Source organism: Burkholderia sp. AU18528 (genome assembly GCF_002223215.2).
GTDB lineage: Bacteria > Pseudomonadota > Gammaproteobacteria > Burkholderiales > Burkholderiaceae > Burkholderia > Burkholderia semiarida.
Genome location: NZ_NKFC02000002.1, coordinates 273719 through 290424 on the forward strand (window position 1 = coordinate 273719; position 16706 = coordinate 290424).

General features: G+C 65.4%; 16 protein-coding genes. 3 read left to right on the forward strand and 13 right to left on the reverse strand.

What is annotated here, in order from left to right; translation table 11 throughout:
* Positions 1-84: 84 nt before the first annotated feature.
* Complete coding sequence (locus tag CFB52_RS01370; protein ID WP_099315975.1) at positions 85-3675, reverse strand: indolepyruvate ferredoxin oxidoreductase family protein; 3591 nt, start codon at positions 3673-3675, stop codon at positions 85-87.
* A gap of 333 nt (positions 3676-4008) precedes the next feature.
* Between CFB52_RS01370 and CFB52_RS01375 the strand changes: the two genes are divergently transcribed.
* Positions 4009-4203, forward strand: coding sequence for a hypothetical protein (locus CFB52_RS01375; protein ID WP_059643715.1), 195 nt, complete (start codon positions 4009-4011; stop codon positions 4201-4203).
* Between the two features lie 139 nt (positions 4204-4342).
* Here CFB52_RS01375 and hppD read toward each other — a convergent pair whose 3' ends face one another.
* Entirely contained in the window at positions 4343-5440 is a 1098-nt protein-coding gene (gene hppD / locus CFB52_RS01380; protein ID WP_099315976.1) for a 4-hydroxyphenylpyruvate dioxygenase, read from the reverse strand.
* Between the two features lie 214 nt (positions 5441-5654).
* On the opposite strand from hppD, the gene CFB52_RS01385 reads away from it, so the two are divergent.
* Complete coding sequence (locus CFB52_RS01385) at positions 5655-6170, forward strand: Lrp/AsnC family transcriptional regulator (protein WP_059578229.1); 516 nt, start codon at positions 5655-5657, stop codon at positions 6168-6170.
* Between the two features lie 56 nt (positions 6171-6226).
* On the opposite strand, the gene CFB52_RS34510 is transcribed toward CFB52_RS01385, so the two are convergent.
* From CFB52_RS34510 to paaA, 11 genes are all read right to left on the reverse strand, one after another.
* Positions 6227-6613 carry a DUF805 domain-containing protein gene (locus CFB52_RS34510; protein ID WP_180278183.1) on the reverse strand — a complete coding sequence of 129 codons (387 nt, stop codon included), beginning with the start codon at positions 6611-6613 and terminating at the stop codon, positions 6227-6229.
* A 2-nt stretch (positions 6614-6615) separates the two neighbouring features.
* On the reverse strand, positions 6616-7104 hold the full coding sequence (locus CFB52_RS34515) for a hypothetical protein (protein ID WP_059578235.1): 489 nt from the start codon (positions 7102-7104) through the stop codon (positions 6616-6618).
* An 18-nt stretch (positions 7105-7122) separates the two neighbouring features.
* The gene (locus tag CFB52_RS01395) at positions 7123-7662 is read right to left on the reverse strand and encodes a hypothetical protein (RefSeq protein WP_144029713.1); all 540 of its coding nucleotides are present in this window, start codon (positions 7660-7662) and stop codon (positions 7123-7125) included.
* Positions 7663-8136: 474 nt separating this feature from the next.
* Positions 8137-8772 carry a GNAT family N-acetyltransferase gene (locus CFB52_RS01400; protein ID WP_059578237.1) on the reverse strand — a complete coding sequence of 212 codons (636 nt, stop codon included), beginning with the start codon at positions 8770-8772 and terminating at the stop codon, positions 8137-8139.
* A 233-nt stretch (positions 8773-9005) separates the two neighbouring features.
* Complete coding sequence (locus CFB52_RS01405; RefSeq protein ID WP_059578238.1) at positions 9006-9611, reverse strand: TetR/AcrR family transcriptional regulator; 606 nt, start codon at positions 9609-9611, stop codon at positions 9006-9008.
* Between the two features lie 16 nt (positions 9612-9627).
* Positions 9628-10449 carry a DUF1835 domain-containing protein gene (locus CFB52_RS01410; protein WP_099315979.1) on the reverse strand — a complete coding sequence of 274 codons (822 nt, stop codon included), beginning with the start codon at positions 10447-10449 and terminating at the stop codon, positions 9628-9630.
* 413 nt (positions 10450-10862) lie between these two features.
* Positions 10863-11951, reverse strand: a complete 1089-nt coding sequence (paaE, locus tag CFB52_RS01415) for a 1,2-phenylacetyl-CoA epoxidase subunit PaaE (RefSeq protein WP_099315980.1) — start codon at positions 11949-11951, stop codon at positions 10863-10865.
* Positions 11952-11953: 2 nt separating this feature from the next.
* Positions 11954-12517, reverse strand: a complete 564-nt coding sequence (gene paaD, locus CFB52_RS01420) for a 1,2-phenylacetyl-CoA epoxidase subunit PaaD (RefSeq protein ID WP_099315981.1) — start codon at positions 12515-12517, stop codon at positions 11954-11956.
* Positions 12518-12542: 25 nt separating this feature from the next.
* Complete coding sequence (gene paaC / locus CFB52_RS01425; protein WP_099315982.1) at positions 12543-13346, reverse strand: 1,2-phenylacetyl-CoA epoxidase subunit PaaC; 804 nt, start codon at positions 13344-13346, stop codon at positions 12543-12545.
* Between the two features lie 10 nt (positions 13347-13356).
* Complete coding sequence (gene paaB, locus CFB52_RS01430) at positions 13357-13641, reverse strand: 1,2-phenylacetyl-CoA epoxidase subunit PaaB (RefSeq protein WP_006482881.1); 285 nt, start codon at positions 13639-13641, stop codon at positions 13357-13359.
* Between the two features lie 36 nt (positions 13642-13677).
* Entirely contained in the window at positions 13678-14676 is a 999-nt protein-coding gene (gene paaA / locus CFB52_RS01435; RefSeq protein WP_059578252.1) for a 1,2-phenylacetyl-CoA epoxidase subunit PaaA, read from the reverse strand.
* A gap of 201 nt (positions 14677-14877) precedes the next feature.
* Here paaA and CFB52_RS01440 point away from each other — a divergent pair, with 201 nt between their 5' ends.
* On the forward strand, positions 14878-16143 hold the full coding sequence (locus CFB52_RS01440) for an SGNH/GDSL hydrolase family protein (protein WP_099315983.1): 1266 nt from the start codon (positions 14878-14880) through the stop codon (positions 16141-16143).
* The last annotated feature ends 563 nt before the right edge of the window (positions 16144-16706 follow it).

The following is a 16706-nucleotide window of genomic DNA, read 5'->3' on the forward strand; positions in this document are numbered from 1 at the left end:
TTCCGTGGCTTTTTTTGCATGAACCGTAAGGGGCGACGGCGGCGCGGGAAGGGCGTCCAGTCCGCGAACGCCCGCCGCGCGCGCTTACGCGACCTGCTGGTGCGACTGGCCGCCTGCCGGCGACCGCCACTTCGCGAGCAGCGTGTCCCACTTCTGGCGTACCGCGCGCAGGTTGTTCTCCTTCACGTGGCCGTAGCCGCGAATGCCGTCCGGCAGCGCCGCGAGCTCGAGCGCGAGCGGGCGGTTGGCCGCGTTCAGCTTGGCCAGCACCTCGTCGATCAGCGCTTCGTACTCGCCGATCAGCGCGCGCTCGGTGCGGCGCTCCGCGGTGCGGCCGAACGGGTCGAGCGCCGTGCCGCGCAGGAACTTCGCCTTCGCGAGCAGCCGGAAGGCCGACATCATCCACGGGCCGTACGCCTTCTTCACGAGATGGCCGTGGGCGTCCGTCTTCGCGAACAGCGGCGGCGCGAGGTGGAATTTCAGCTTCCAGTCGCCTTCGAACTGTGCGGTCAGGCGCGCGAGGAACGCGGGATCGGACTGCAGCCGTGCGACTTCGTATTCGTCCTTGTACGCCATCAGCTTGAACAGGTTGCGCGCGACCGCTTCGGTCAGCGGCTCCTGCACCGTGTCGCCGTCCGCCAGTGCCCGCTCGGTGGCGCGCACCTTGTCGACGAACGCCGCATAACGCGACGCGTACGCGGCGTTCTGGTACGCGGTCAGGAATTCGATGCGCTTCGCGATCAGCGCGTCGACCGCCTTCTTCGTGTGCAGCGAGATCACCGTGGCGCCTTGCGCGGGCCGTGTGTCGCCGGCCGCGGCCTGCTTCACGCTGGCCAGGTCGTACGCGGCGCGGCGGCCCCAGTCGAAGGCCGCGCGGTTCTTGTCGACCGACACCGCGTTCAGCTCGATCGCGCGTTCGAGCGACGCGAGCGTCAGCGGCAGCCAGCCCTTCTGCCATGCGTAGCCGAGCACGAACGGGTTCGTGTAGATCGCGTCGCCGAGCAGCGCGACCGCGAAGCGGTTCGCGTCGATGAAGTCGACCGCTTCACCGGCGGCCGCGCGGATGTCGTTCTCGGCGGACAGGCCGGGGAACGCCCAGTTCGGGTTCTTGATGAACTCGGCGGTCGGCGTCTGCGCGCTGTTGACCACCACGCGCGTCGCGTCGTGCCGCATCCGCGACGTGCACTCGTCGCCGGCCGTGACGATCGCGTCGCAGCCGATCACGAGATCGGCTTCGCCCATCGCGATCCGCGTCGCATGGATGTCGGTCGGCGCGTGCGAGATCTGCACGTGGCTCATCACGGCGCCGCCTTTCTGCGCGAGGCCCGTGACGTCGAGCACGGTCACGCCCTTGTTCTCCAGGTGCGCGGCCATCCCCAGCAGCGCGCCGATCGTGACGACGCCCGTGCCGCCCACGCCGGTGACGAGCACGCCGTACGCACGCTCGATCGCCGGCAGCGTCGGTTCCGGAATCGGCGGCAATGCGCTGCCGTCGACCGACACGGCCTTCGGCTTCTTCAACTGGCCGCCCTCGACCGTGACGAAGCTCGGGCAGAAGCCCTTCACGCACGAGAAGTCCTTGTTGCAGCTCGACTGGTTGATCTGGCGCTTCGTGCCGAATTCGGTCTCCAGCGGCTCGACCGACAGGCAGTTCGACTGCACCGAGCAGTCGCCGCAGCCTTCGCACACCGCTTCGTTGATCACGACGCGTTTCGCCGGGTCCGGATACGTGCCGCGTTTGCGGCGGCGGCGCTTCTCGGTCGCGCACGTCTGGTCGTAGATCAGGATCGTCGTGCCTTCGATCTCGCGCAGCTCGCGCTGCACGTCGTCGAGCTGGTCGCGGTGATGGATGGTCACGCCCGGCGCGAGCAGCGCCTTCTGGCTGTCGTACTTCTCCGGCTCGTCGGTGACGATCACGATCTTCTTCGCGCCTTCGGACGCGAGCTGGTGCGTGATCTGCGGCACCGTCAGCACGCCGTCGACCGGCTGGCCGCCCGTCATCGCCACCGCGTCGTTGTAGAGGATCTTGTAGGTGATGTTCGCCTTCGACGAGATCGCCGCGCGCACCGCGAGCAGCCCCGAGTGGAAATAGGTGCCGTCGCCGAGGTTCGCGAACACGTGCTTTTCGTCGGTGAACGGCGCCTGGCCGATCCACGGCACGCCTTCGCCGCCCATCTGGCTGAAGGTGCTCGTGCTGCGGTCCATCCACACGGTCATGTAGTGGCAGCCGATCCCGGCGATCGCGCGCGAGCCTTCCGGCACGTTCGTCGACGTATTGTGCGGGCAGCCCGAGCAGAACCACGGCTTGCGCTCGGTCTGCACGTGCGGCTTCGCGAGCGCCATTTCCTTCGCGTTGATCACCGCGAGCCGCGCCGCGATGCGCGCGCGCACGTCGGACGGCAATTCGAATTTATCGAGCCGCGTCGCGATCGCCTTCGCGATGATCGCGGGCGACAGCTCGTAGTGCGCGGGCAGCAACCAGTTGCCCATCGGCACCGACCATTCGCCGCCGGCGCCGTCCTTTTCGTCGAACTTGCCGAACACGCGCGGGCGTTGCGCGTCGGGCCAGTTGTACAACTCTTCCTTGATCGCGTATTCGAGGATCTGGCGCTTTTCCTCGACCACCAGGATTTCGTCGAGGCCGCGCGCGAACGCCTGCGCGCCTTGCGCTTCGAGCGGCCACACGCAGCCGACCTTGTAGAGCCGGATGCCGATCCGCGCGCAGGTTTCGTCGTCGAGGCCGAGGTCGATCAGCGCCTGGCGCACGTCGAGGTATGCCTTGCCGCCGGTCATGATCCCGAAGCGCGCGCTCGGCGAATCGATCTCGATGCGGTCGAGCTTGTTCGCACGCACATAGGCGAGCGCCGCGTACCACTTGTAGTCGAGCAGCCGCGCTTCCTGCACGAGCGGCGGATCGGGCCAGCGGATGTTCAGCCCGCCTTCCGGCAGGATGAAATCGGTCGGCAGCACGATCTCGGTGCGATGCGGGTCGATGTCGACCGACGCCGACGATTCGACGACGTCCGTCACGCACTTGAGCGCGACCCACAGGCCCGAGTAGCGGCTCATCGCCCAGCCGTGCAGGCCGAAATCGAGATATTCCTGCACGTTGGACGGGAACAGCACCGGCAGCCCGCAGGCCTTGAAGATGTGCTCGGACTGGTGCGCGAGCGTCGACGATTTCGCCGCGTGGTCGTCGCCGGCCAGCACGAGCACGCCGCCGTGCTGCGCCGAGCCGGCCGAGTTCGCGTGCTTGAAGACGTCGCCGGTGCGATCGACGCCCGGGCCCTTGCCGTACCACATGCCGAACACGCCGTCGTATTTCGCGCCGGGGTACAGATTCACCTGCTGCGAACCCCACACGGCCGTGGCAGCGAGATCTTCGTTGAGGCCGGGCTGGAACACGATCTGGTGGGCGGCCAGGTGCTGCTTGGCTTTCCACAGCGACAGATCGAGGCCGCCGAGCGGCGAGCCGCGGTAGCCGGAGATGAAGCCGGCCGTATTGAGACCGGCGGCGCGGTCGCGTTCCTGCTGGAGCATCGGCAGGCGTACGAGGGCCTGGATGCCGCTCATGTACGCGCGGCCGCGTTCCAGCGTGTATTTGTCGTCAAGCGTGACGGACTTCAGCGCGGCTTCTAGCGACGCGCGTTGGTCTGCGTCTAGCGGGGCATTCATTAACTGTCTCCTCCACCCGGTCTGGGATCACCAAAACTTCGGTTGCGTCGGCATCTTTTGGACGCGTCTGCAGTGGCCGGCATGTTCGCCGGTTTTAAGGGATGGTAGCACTGGGGCAAACCCGCCGCCCATCGGTCGCGACGCGGGGCACGGGCGGGCGTCCGCACGTCGCGAAACAGGGCGAGATCATGCGTTACATCATGTAAAAGCATGTAAAGCGGCATTGATCTGCGGGCAAATGCCGTTAATCTTGTCGGCCTGCCGGAGGTGCCCGGCCGCGTGGGTGCGTTCCGACGCGCTCGGGGAGGCGCCGGCAGTTTTACAGGAGGTGCAATGAACACACGTCATATCCAGAGTTTCCTGATCGTGTCCGCCGCGTTTTTCGCGATGACCGGCCCGGTGCGTGCGCAAGGCGCGAGCGCGCTGGCGGCAGCCGGCGCGCAGATGCTTCAGATCGTGCCGGCCCAGGACGCCGTGGCACAGCCGTCGGCCGCGCGTGCCGCCGAGTCGAAGGCGAACGTGCGTTGATGCGATCGCGCGGCCTGCGGGCCGCGCCGGCATGCAAAAAGGGCGGGAATCCTCGGGTTCCCGCCCTTTTCCTTTGCGTCGCCGGATCGTGCGGCTGGCCCGGTGGCGCTGCGCTGCGCTGCGCCACCCGGCGGATGCGTCAGGCCTTGTCCTGCACGACGCCGCGGCGGATCTGGTCGAGTTCGATCGATTCGAACAGCGCCTTGAAGTTGCCCTCGCCGAAGCCCTGGTTGCCCTTGCGCTGGATGATCTCGAAGAAGATCGGCCCGATCTGGTTCTCGGTGAAGATCTGCAGCAGCAGGTCGTCGCGCGCGCCGTCGATCAGGATCTTGCGCTTCTTCAGTTCTTCCAGCGATTCGCCATGGTTCGGCACGCGGCGGTCGACCAGCTCGTAATACGTGTCGATCGTGTCGAGCAGCTTCACTTCCTTGCTGCGCAACCCGTCGACCGCCTGGTAGATGTCGCTCGCGCCGAGCGCGATGTGCTGGATGCCTTCGCCGTGATACGCGTCGAGGTATTCCTGGATCTGGCCGGCCGTATCCGAGCCTTCCTCGTTGATCGGGATGCGGATCTTGCCGCACGGCGACGTCATCGCCTTCGACTTCACGCCCGTCACCTTGCCTTCGATGTCGAAGTAGCGCACTTCGCGGAAGTTGAACAGGCGCTCGTAGAACTCGGCCCATTCCTGCATGCGGCCGCGATGCACGTTGTGCGTCAGGTGATCGATGTAGGTGAGGCCGTGGCCGACCGGGTTCGGGTTCGCGCCGGGAATCGGCTCGAAGTCGACGTCGTAGATGCTGATGTCGCCGATCGCGCCCGGTTGCGCGCCGTTCTTGCCGCGCCAGCGGTCGACGAAATAGATCAGCGAATCGCCGATGCCCTTGATCGCCGGGATGTTCAGCTCCATCGGGCCGGTCTTGTTGTCGAAGCCCCATGCGCCCAGTTCCAGCGCGTGCCGGTACGCCTTGGCGGCGTCCTGCACGCGAAACGCGATCGCGCAGATCGACGGGCCGTGCAGCCGCGCGAAGCGTTGCGCGAACGAATCCGGTTCCGCGTTGATGATGAAGTTGATGTCGCCCTGGCGGTACACCGTCACGTCCTTGTGGCGGTGGCGCGCGATCGCGGTGAAACCCATCCGCTCGAACAGTTGTCCGAGCGCTTTCGGGTCCGGCGCCGTGTATTCGATGAATTCGAAGCCGTCGGTGCCGACGGGATTGTCCCAGGTGGGGATCTGCATGTCGTGTCTCCTGTGCGGGGCGATCGGCCGGCGCGGCGTGCGCATGTCCGGCCTGGTTCGATGTCGACGGCCGTGCCCGTCACGAGCATGCGCGGCAAGTCGATACATGCGACAGAGTGTAGCGGGCGGCCGCGAGCGAAAACTTGCGAACTTAATCGCCCGCGCCTACGATGGCGCAATTTCCAGTCTCAAAATAATCAGTGGAGGGCAGAAGATGGCGCAAGCCGAATTGGATGCCATCGACCGGCGAATTCTCGCGATTCTTCAGGAGAACGGGCGCCTGTCGAACCAGGAGATCGCCGAGCGCGTGAACCTGTCGCCGAGCCCCTGCCTGCGGCGAATCCGGCGGCTCGAGGAAATCGGCGTGATCACCGGCTATGTCGCGCTGCTGAATCCGCAGAAGCTCGGGCTCGACCTGCTCGCGTACGTGAGCGTGCGGCTCGAGAAGCGCGGCGGGCTCGCGCCGGTCCGGGCCGACGAGACGTCGGCGCGCGCGGGCGCGACCCACGCGGAGCTGTTCCGCGCGGCCGTGCAGACCTGGCCGGAAGTGGTCGCGTGCCACGCGATGACCGGTGACATGGATTACCTGCTGCGCGTGCAGGTCGAGGACATGGCGCATTTCTCCCGCTTCGTGCAGGAGCATCTGCTGCATCACCCGTCGGTGATCGACGTGAAAACGAGCTTCTCGCTCGATTGCTTCAAGGAAACGACGGCGTTGCCGATTCGCTGACGGCGACGTGTGATGTAGATGCGACGCGCCGGCTTGCCGTACCGCCGGTGCGGGGGCTACGTGCGCGTGCGGCGCGGATCGGGGCCGTATTGATTACCGGCGTTGCGGGGCGCGAGCCACAGCGACACGAGGATCACAATGGGGGCTACGAACAGGAAGTAGCCGATGCACAGCAGGCCGGAGCGATTGCTGTCGTGCAGGCGCCTGACGTTGTAGGCCAGGGTCGCGCATAGCGACGCGAGCCCGGCGCAGAACAGCAGGAACGACGTGAGCGTTGCGTCGGCGGAAAGCCGAGTGTGGGACCATTTGATCAGCGTGATCAGAAGATAAAAGAGCGGGTAATGGCCGAGCAGGAAGCAGAGGAAATCCCGGCGTCGCTCTCGGCCCCGAAACGACAGCATGCGCCGATAGCCGTTCAGCCATGCATGCAGCGCGGTCTTCATTGTCATCTCCAACCATGGCGGCGGCGCAGGAACAGCATGGTGATACCGACGTCGATGACAACACAGACGGTTGCTGTTCCCGCGATCCAGAAAGCGGGAATGTGGGGTAAGGGGAGTAATAAAGGGATGTTCAACTGCGCTGTGGCCGCCGTCGTCGCGGCGAGTCGGGCGAGAATAATCGCCTGCGCGCCCCATGTACCTGCTACCGCGACAGCGATAACCAGCAACGTCGCCACGGTGCAAACCTTGGCCGATGCGATGTGTGTACGGAAGAACGAAATTCCGATGCTCACGGCCGCCCCAAGAGTACCAAAGGCGATAGTGGTCCGAAGTTGATCGACGAACATCTGTGATGGCGGGCCGGCGACGAACCATACGGCATGCGTGCTAGCGAGGCTCTCTATGAACCTGTTGTGGAGGGTGAAGCCCAGCAGACCGCCTAGCACTGTAAAGAAGGCCAGCGATATCGGTTTGGCGATGGTGAGGCGCATGTCGTGATAGACGGAAGTTCAGAAATTCAACGACGGAAGTGCCGTGCGCAGACCGCGCAGGACGGTGTCGATTTCGCTGATTGTATTAAGTCGGATCAGCTCCCTGGTTCGGCGATTGTATTTCGCCATTGCCGTGGCTGGAGACTGGCCACCATTGCGCTGCATAAATACGGATTTGGCATGCCTGTAGAGTTGGATGTCTGGTAGGGGATCAGTACCGAAGATATAGGGAGAACGAAGCTTCAGCGTATATTCCTTGGTAATGAGTTCGGGCAAGAGGTTGCCGATTTTGGGCAATGGTGTGATGTTGCTGACGAAGCCCGCATATTCAAGCACCAGCGTGGTTTTACCATTGGGGCGCGTGACGACATCGATGCCGAATGCTCCCTTTAGCATTTGCCACATGGTCATCTCGCCAGACACGACCCGTTGATTGTCGATGTAGATATCGGCAGTTTCATACAGTTGGGCAACGGTCCGATAGATTTGCAGATTGGATGCACCAACCGTGTTAGCCAACGATGGCAGTCCGGACTTCGCATGCAGTTGTTCGATCAACAGATACATTCCGGTAGGCTGCCCGTAATTGATGCGTTGTCCCGTCATACCCTTCGCAACATGAAATAGACGAATCGGGAAAATAGGTTCGATGGATGAAGGCGTGGCCCGAGTATGGAGAAACCACAGGTAGACAGCCTGTCACTTCGACCTTTCGCCGAATGAAATAAGCGACCGATCATCTATCGGCGGGCGCTCAAAGATCAATGGGACGGATACGAAAGTAGATGTTCTTCTGCGCGAGCACTGTCCGGCGACAGAGGAGCTTGAACCGCACTGCCAGCGGACGCGCTGCGCCGGAGCGCGGGAAACATGCCGTGATGTCGGCTGCAAGGGCGGCCGTATCGGTGAGGCGATGGGGTGACAATGACGTCGGCAGCCGCCGGACACGCGAAGCGCGAAAGGGGCGAGCCCTTTTTCGCGGGCTGCAACGGCAGCGCGTTGGGGCTTGAGGTTGGCGAGTCGGGCCCGGCGTCAGGCCGGCATCAGCGATTCGATGAACTTCGTCGTGCGGCGCGCCTGGCGCTTCATCGCGTAGTCGAACACCGCGGCCTGTTCCTGCAGCATCTCGGCGATGATCGTCGAGTGGTCGGCCGGCGGCAGCGACAGGTACGCATCGGCTTCGCCGTACGCGTACTCGATCCGCATCCCGGATTTCTTCGCGATGTGCATCATCGTCGCGTTACGCGAGAGGCAATGCATGTACAGCATCGTCACGTGCGTGTTGCGGCTGCGGATCGCCGCGCGCTCGAACAGCTTCGAGCCGACGCCGCGGCCGCGCGCGCTTTCGAGCACCGACACGCCGAATTCGGCCGTGCGCGTGTCGCCCTCGGCCGGCAAGTAGGCCAGGTGGCCGACGCCGATCAGTTCGAGGTCGTGGTCGAACACGCCGAACACGGTATCGCGACCGAAATCGATCGTGCGGACATAGTTCTCGATCACGTGGTCGGGCACCATCTGGCCGAAGCGCAGCAGGCGGTCCTCTTCGTCGAGCGAGAGAAAGTGGGTGAGCATTTGCTCACGGTCTTTGGAAGCCAGTTCCCTGACGAGAACCGGCGCAGTACCGACCTTGCCGACAGCATCGGCACGACCGTTGAATTGCGTGTTCATCGTGGGTTCCTCAGTGTGGGTGCACAAGCGGGTTGTGCAATGCAACAGCATTTTACCCGAGCGAGGTTGGGGAAAACCCGTATTTGACGTTCTTTGTCCTGAGGGGGAATTCTAAATCCGCTTAGTTCATTCCGTAACTTGCTGATTTTTAAGGGATTTAAAATTCATCATATGAAATACGCGACGGGTGGTGCCACTGTGCCCGTCGCGCAACGCATGCTGCTGCGCGACAATCAGGCCGCCGTCGATAGCCCGCGCTCGATCAGGTCGATCACCTGTTCGGCGAAGTCGCGGTAGCCGAGGCGGCCGCCGGGCTTCAGCCACGTGAAGGTCCAGTTGATCATCCCGAACACCATCATCGTCACCGGGGTCTGGTTTTCCTTTGAGATCCGGTCCGGGTAGGCGCGCGCGAGCTGTCGCGTGAACGCCGCGACGATGTCGCGCTGGCGGTCGAGCACGATTTCGCGCTGCGCGTCCTCCAGATACTTCACGTCGTTGAGCAGCGCGACATGGCGGCTGTGCGACGTCTCGTATTCGGCGAGGAACGCGCGCACGAGTTCGGCGAACGCGTCGCGCTCGCTGAGGCCGCGCCGCTGGCTCGCGCCCTCGACCTCGGCGATGATCAGCATCAGCCGCTTCGTGTAGCGGTCGAGCAGGTCGAACAGGATCGCTTCCTTGCTCTCGTAATAGTGATAGAGCCGCGCCTTCGACGTACCGCTCGCGGTCGCGAGATCGGACATCGACGTGCTCGGGTAGCTCGTCTGCGCGAATTTCTCGGCGGCCAGGTCGAGGATCTGCTCGCGCTGGGATTCGTGGTCGGGCGCTCGGGTTCGGGCCATGGTCGAATACGGAAGATTAGCGGTGCGCCGCCGCGGCGGCTGCGCGCACGTGCGTGGAAGAGAGGGCTGCGGGCGCATCGTCCTGCAGTTCGAGCCGGCCGGCTGCCGCGAGCTCGCGGCAGCGCCACCAGGCGATCGAGTCGCTGACGAACAGCCCGCCGCGGTCGGCCGCGGCCATGATGCTGCCGACGAGGCGCTGCGCGGGCTGCCAGTCGGCTTCCGCGCGCGCGACGATCAGCGCGTCGAGATCGGCGTAGTGGCCGCTCTTGATCGTGTTGCTGACCCAATAACGCAGTTCGGCGTTCAGGTGCTTCGCCTCCTGCCATTCGAGCGCGAGGCGGCCGATGCGCAGGACCGAGACCGGCGCGGCCGCCGGCCGCTTGCGCGCCAGTTCCGCGGGCGAGAACATTCCGGTCGCGCACGCCTGGTCGGTGCGCGACAGCGCTGCGCGCTGCTCGGCGTCGAGGTCGGCGGCCGACAGCCGCACCTCGTTCAGGCGCTGCGGCACGTTGCGCAGGTGATAGGCGACCCGGCGCAGCAGCAGCTTGTCGCCGACGCTCGGCGCGTGCCACACGACGACCTGGCCGGTATCCATCGCAAGCTGGTCGAGGCGCGCGAATTCGGCCTCGATTTCCGCGTTCCAGTCGGGAATCTGGTCGCCGAGCACGTGCTGCCAGAACGCGGCGCGCGTGTCGGGCGTCTCGTCGGCGCCCTTCAGCGGCCCGACGCCGAGATCGTCGAGCAAACCGACGACGCGCTCGTCGCGTCCGGCTAGCGCAAGGGCCTCGCGCAGCGACGCGGCGGCGGTGCCGCCCTGAATCACATGAATGGTACTCATCGGCCTGTCGTCAACAAAAGAAAACCGCCGGCCGGGCGGACGTTGCGATGTCCAGCCGGCCGGCGGCCCCTAGGGTCTGTTTACATATGGAACGCACATGCGAATGCCCGAAATCGCTCGTAGGGCAAGGAGTGAGAAGCGCCGTTTGGCCGCGCCAAACAAGCGACGAGCGACGCCGCCATACGGGCGATTTCGGGCATTCCCCTGACATGATTTTTTTAATTTGGGGTTGCCACGAGAACGGCCGCTCGCCGCGTTGTGCTCCTTGCGAATACGTCAGTATTCGCGGCGTCGCACGCCTCGCGAGCGGCCGTTCTCGTGGCAACGCATGCGCGTTCCATATGTAAACAGACCCTAGTGTAAGCGAGATGTGTGACGGCGAGAAACCGCCCGGCGCCGCGACGCGACGCCGCTCAACGTTCGTCGAAGCTCACTACGACCTTGTCGCTGATCGGGTGGCACTGGCACGTGAGCACGAAACCGTCCTTCACTTCGTGCTCCTCGAGCGTGTAGTTCTTCTCCATCCGCACTTCGCCTTCGATCACCTTCGCGCGGCACGCGCAGCACACGCCGCCCTTGCATGCGTACGGCAGCGCGAGGCCCGCGCGCAGGCCCACGTCGAGCAGGCTCACGCCTTCGTACGGCAAGCGCAGCTTGCGCTTCTTGCCGTCGAGCACGATTTCGAGGTCGGCGGCCGGTGTCTGCGCGGTGATCTCGACGACCGGTGCGCCGGCCTGCGGCAGCGGCGTGCCGAAGCGCTCGACGTGCACCTTCGCCTGCGGCACGCCGGCCGCCTTCAGCGCCGCTTCGGCGGCGTCCATCATCGGCGCCGGGCCGCAGATGAACGCCTCGTCGATCGCGTCGGCCGGCGTCAGCGTGGCGAGGAATTCCGCGCACTTCGCCTGATCGAGCACGCCGTTGAACAGCTCGACGTCCTGCAGGTCGTCCGACAGCACGTGATAGAGGACGAAGCGGTTCATGTAGCGGTTCTTCAGGTCCTCCAGCTCCTCCGCGAACATGATCGCGTCGACGCTGCGGTTCCCGTAGATCAGCGTGAACGTGCTGCGCGGCTCGAGTTCGAGCGTCGTCTTCACGATCGCGAGCACCGGCGTGATCCCCGAGCCGCCGGAAAACGCGACGTACTGCTTGCCGTGGTCGGCGTTCAGGTGCGTGAAGAAGCGGCCGTCCGGCGTCATCACGTCGATCGTGTGGCCGGGCTTCAGCGTGTCGAACGCGAAGTTCGAGAAGCGGCCGCCGCGCACGCGCTTGATGCCGATGCGCAATTCGCCGTCGCGATCGTAGTCCGTCGTGCCGACGCAGATCGAATACGAGCGGCGCGTCTCCTCGCCGTCGATGTGGGTCTTAAGCGTGACGAACTGGCCCTGCGTGAAGCGGTATGCGTCGCGCAGTTCGGGCGGCACGTCGAACGAGACGGTGACGGCATCGGCGGTCTCGGGCCGCACGTCGCGGATACGCAGCGGGTGAAATTGCGGGGTCGCCATATTCAGTAGGGTTTGAAGTAGTCGAAGGGTTCGCGGCAGTCGACGCAGCGATACAGCGCCTTGCAGGCCGTGGACGCGAACTGCGCGAGACGTTCGGTACGCGCGGAGCCGCAGCGCGGGCAGGTCGGCGCCGCGACGGGCCGCGGCACGAAGCGCACGACGTTTTCCCGCGGCGCGGTGCTGCCGCACTGGCCGACCGGCGGCGCGATGCCGTAGGCCCGCAGCTTGTCGCGCGCGGCCTGCGTGATCCAGTCGGTCGTCCACGCGGGGGCGAGCACCGTCTCGATCCGGTGCGGCGGCAGATCGGCGGCCTGCAGCGCGGCGGCGATGTCCTCGGCGATCTGCGACATCGCCGGGCAGCCCGAGTAGGTCGGCGTGATCATGACCTCGAGCCGGCCGTCGTCCGCGCGGCGGACGTCGCGCAGGATGCCGAGCTCGCGGATCGACACGACCGGAATCTCCGGATCGGGCACGGCTTCCAGCACGTCCCACGCGCGGGCGAGCAGCGGATCGTCGCGGTGCGCGGCGGGAGCGCCGTGGGTGGGGGCGGCGGTCTGGGCGGACATCGTCGGGCTCCGTGGCGTGGGGCGGTTACCAGCTCGCGCCGGGATGCTGACGCGCGAGGCTCTGCATTTCGGCGAGCAGGTAGCCCATGTGTTCCGAGTGCTCGCCCTGCTTGCCGGTCGTTACATGCTTCACCGGAGTCGGCGGCGTGAGCGTGGCCTCGGCGAGCGCATCGTCCACGTCCGCGCGCCACGCGGCCTCGATCGCGGCCGCCGCCGGGCCGATGCCCGGTGCGACGATCGCGTCGTCGATCGCATCGGCGGCGAAGAATTCGCGCGTGTACGGCATCAGGTAATCGAGCGCGGCCTGCGCGCGGCGGTGCGATTCGTCGGTGCCGTCGCCGAGGCGCACGAGCCATTCGCGCGCATGCTGCACGTGATAGCGGGTTTCCTTCACCGATTTCGCGGCGATCGCGGCGAGTTGCGTGTCGGTCGACGTTTCCAGCGCGCTCCACACGTGCAGCATCAGCGCCGCGTACAGGAAGTTGCGCACGATCGTCACCGCGTAGTCCTTGTCGGCGTGCGCGGTACCGGAGAGCGGGCCATAGTGCGGCAGCTCGGCGAGCGTGAAGTTCGCGAATTCGCGCTCGGTGCGGAAGTACGCGTAGTCGTCCTCGGTCTTCGTCGCGCCGGTGAGCTGGCGCTCGAGCTCGGCCGCGTGCGTGTACAGCATGCGCGCCTGGCCGATCAGGTCGAGGCTCATGTTGGTGAGTGCGATGTCTTCCTCGAGGATCGGGCCGTGGCCGCACCATTCGGCGTTGCGCTGACCGAGGATCAGCGCATTGTCCGCGAGGCGCAGCACGTAGGAGAGGTGTTCGGGCGTGATCGTCATGGCGCGGGCGTTACATGTGGTTGACTTCGTCGGGCAGCGTGTAGAACGTCGGGTGACGGTAGATCTTGTCGCCCGCCGGCTCGAACAGTTCGGCCTTCTCGCTCGGATCCGACGCCGTGATCGCCGACGACGGCACCACCCAGATGCTCACGCCTTCCTGGCGACGCGTGTAGACGTCGCGCGCCATGCGCAGCGCCATCGTCGCATCGGCGGCGTGCAGGCTGCCGCAGTGCTTGTGGTCGAGGCCCTGCTTGCTGCGCACGAACACTTCCCAGATCGGCCATTCCTTGTTCATTACCTTCTCCTGATTCATGAATTCGAGGGGGGCCGCTCAGGCGGCGTGCTGTTCGGCGCGGGCGCGGCGCTTCGCTTCGTGCGCGAGCGCGGCTTCGCGCACCCAGGCGCCGTCCTCGTGCGCCTTCACGCGAGTGGCGAGGCGTTCCTTGTTGCACGGGCCGTCGCCGTTGACCACGCGCCAGAATTCGTCCCAGTCGATCGCGCCGTAGTCGTAGTGACCGCGCGCCTCGTTCCATTTCAGGTCGGGGTCGGGCAGCGTCACGCCGAGCACCTTCGCCTGATCGACGGTCGCGTCGACGAATTTCTGGCGCAGATCGTCGTTCGAGATCCGCTTGATACCCCATTTCGCGGACTGATTGCTGTGGACCGAATCCGCGTCGCTCGGGCCGAACATCATCAGCACCGGCCACCACCAGCGGTCGACGGCCTGCTGGACCATCGCACGCTGCGCGTCGGTGCCCTTCATCATCGACAGCAGCGCGTCGAAACCCTGGCGCTGATGGAACGACTCTTCCTTGCACACGCGGATCATCGCGCGCGCGTAGGGGCCATACGTGCAGCGGCACAGCGGGATCTGGTTCATGATCGCGGCGCCGTCGACGAGCCAGCCGATCACGCCGACGTCGGCCCAGGTCGGCGTCGGGTAGTTGAAGATGCTCGAGTATTTGGCCTTGCCCGCGTGCAGCGCGTCGACCAGCGAATCGCGCGATACGCCGAGCGTTTCGGCCGCGCTGTAAAGATAGAGGCCATGGCCGGCTTCGTCCTGCACCTTCGCGAGCAGGATCGCCTTGCGCTTCAGGCTCGGCGCGCGCGAGATCCAGTTGCCTTCCGGCAGCATGCCGACGACTTCCGAGTGCGCATGCTGCGAGATCTGGCGGATCAGCGTCTTGCGATAGGCGTCGGGCATCCAGTCCTGCGGTTCGATCTTGCCGTCCGCGGCCATCACCGCATCGAACCGCGCCTGCTCGGGCGACTCGGCTGCGGCGTCGAGCGGCGCGACGTTGCCGGGGATGTCGAGGGATTGCGTGTACATGGCGGAGGCTCTCGTCCGGTTGAATGTGTGCGAAGTATAAACCAACCGACCGGTCGGTTAATAAATTTCTTGCGGATTTGCGGCGGGACTGGGGTAAACGAGGGACATCGGGGCGCGATCGAATGGCGCAAGTGCGGCTTCGCGCGAGGGTCCCGGCGTCTTCTGCGGCACAATGCCCGCTTTCCGATGAGGATCTTGCCGATGTCACTTCGAAGCAGTTTCGCCGCGGCCGTGCTGGGTGCGGCCGTTTTCGTGTCGCCGCTCGAGGCGTCGGCCGCGCCGGCCGGATGGGTCGCCGCGTGGGCGACCGCACTGCAGCCGATTCCCGACCTCGCCGCGCCGCCGCCGCTTTACCGCGCGCCCGACGTGGCCGGCCGAACCGTGCGCCAGGTCGTCTATCCGACCGTGTCGGGGCGGGCCGCGCGGATTCGCGTGAGCAACGCATCCGGTCGCGCGCCGCTGGTCGTCGAGGCCGCAAGCCTCGCGCGTGCCGGCGAAGGTGCCGCGCTCGCCGGCGGCGCGGCGGTGCCGGTCCGGTTTGGCGGCAAGGCGTCGGTGACGCTCGCGCCGGGCCAGGAGCTCGAAAGCGATCCGGTGACGATCGACGTGACGGCCGCGCGGCCGTATGCGATCAGTCTCCGGATGGGGCCGAACCAGCGGATGACGGTCTGGCACCGCGTGTCGAACCAGTTCAATTATGTGTCCGCGCCGGGCGATCACGTGGGCGACCCGGGCGCCGACGCGTTCCGCACCCGTTTTACCCAATATGCGTGGGTGACCGAGTTGGCTGTCGAGGCGGGCGCCGCGCGCGCCAGCGTTGCCGCGATCGGCGATTCGATCACCGACGGGCTGCGCTCCACCGTCAACCGGAACCGCCGTTGGCCGGACGCACTCGCGCGCAGGCTGGCCGCGGCGGGCGCCGATTCGATCGGTGTCGTGAATCTCGGCATTAGCGGGAACCGGCTGCTCAGCGACTCCGCGTGCTACGGCACCTCGCTGGCGTCGCGATTCGAGCATGATGCGCTGTCGCGCTCCGGCGTGAAGGCGGCGATCGTGCTGATCGGGATCAACGACATCAACTTCGCGGCGATGCCGCCGCGCGCCGGGCTCGATTGCGATCACCCGCATACGCAGGTAACGGCCGCATCGCTGATCGACGGCTATCGCCGGCTGATCGACGCGGCGCATCGCCAGGGCGTGAAGGTATTCGGCGCGACGCTCACGCCGGCGGCGTTGCCGGCCGGGCGCGAGGCGATCCGGCTCGAGGTGAACCGGTGGATCCGGAGCGGCGGCGGGTTCGACGGCGTGGTGGACTTTGACGCGGTGCTGCGCGATCCGGCGCGTGCGAGCGTGTTGCAGCGCCGATACGATAGCGGCGATGGAATCCATCCGAGCGATGCCGGTTACATGGCGATGGCCGATGCGGTGCCGCTCGAGCAATTGCAGGCTGCCGTGGGCGGCAAGTGACGCCCCTCTATATATAGAGAGGAATATTGCAGACGGCCTGTCGGCGGACAGCGCTACATCGTTCGTCGAGCTCCCAGCCTCCGTGCGCGACAGCGCACGGAGGCCTTTTCAAACTTTCTTCACAAAGAGCTTGCGTGGATGGGGGCGGGTGCTTAGAATCACGCCTCTTTCGCGCTACCGGAAACGCGGCGCGGGGGGAGGGGAAGCGGTGCTGTTGGGGTTCGGTGGTAACGAGCCTCGGCGGCGCAGGAAGATGGGCCCCGCAGTCGCAACGAAGTCGTTCAGAAAGTTGTTGACGAGCTGCGAAACACGGTTCATAATCTCGCTTCTCTGCTGCTGAAAACGCAGCGCTGCTGGGAAACATGAAGTTTCTCGCAGGCATGCTCTTTAAAAATTAACAGCCGATAAGTGTGGGCGCTTGATGAAAGCGAGCTGATCCTCGGATCAGATAGCGAAAGTATCAAGAGTCTCACACTAAAGTAAGTCAGGTTTATGAAGTGATTCATATTCCTGTCAGCTTTGAGTGAGCGACCGGTTCTACGGAACCGAAAACAGTAACAGGT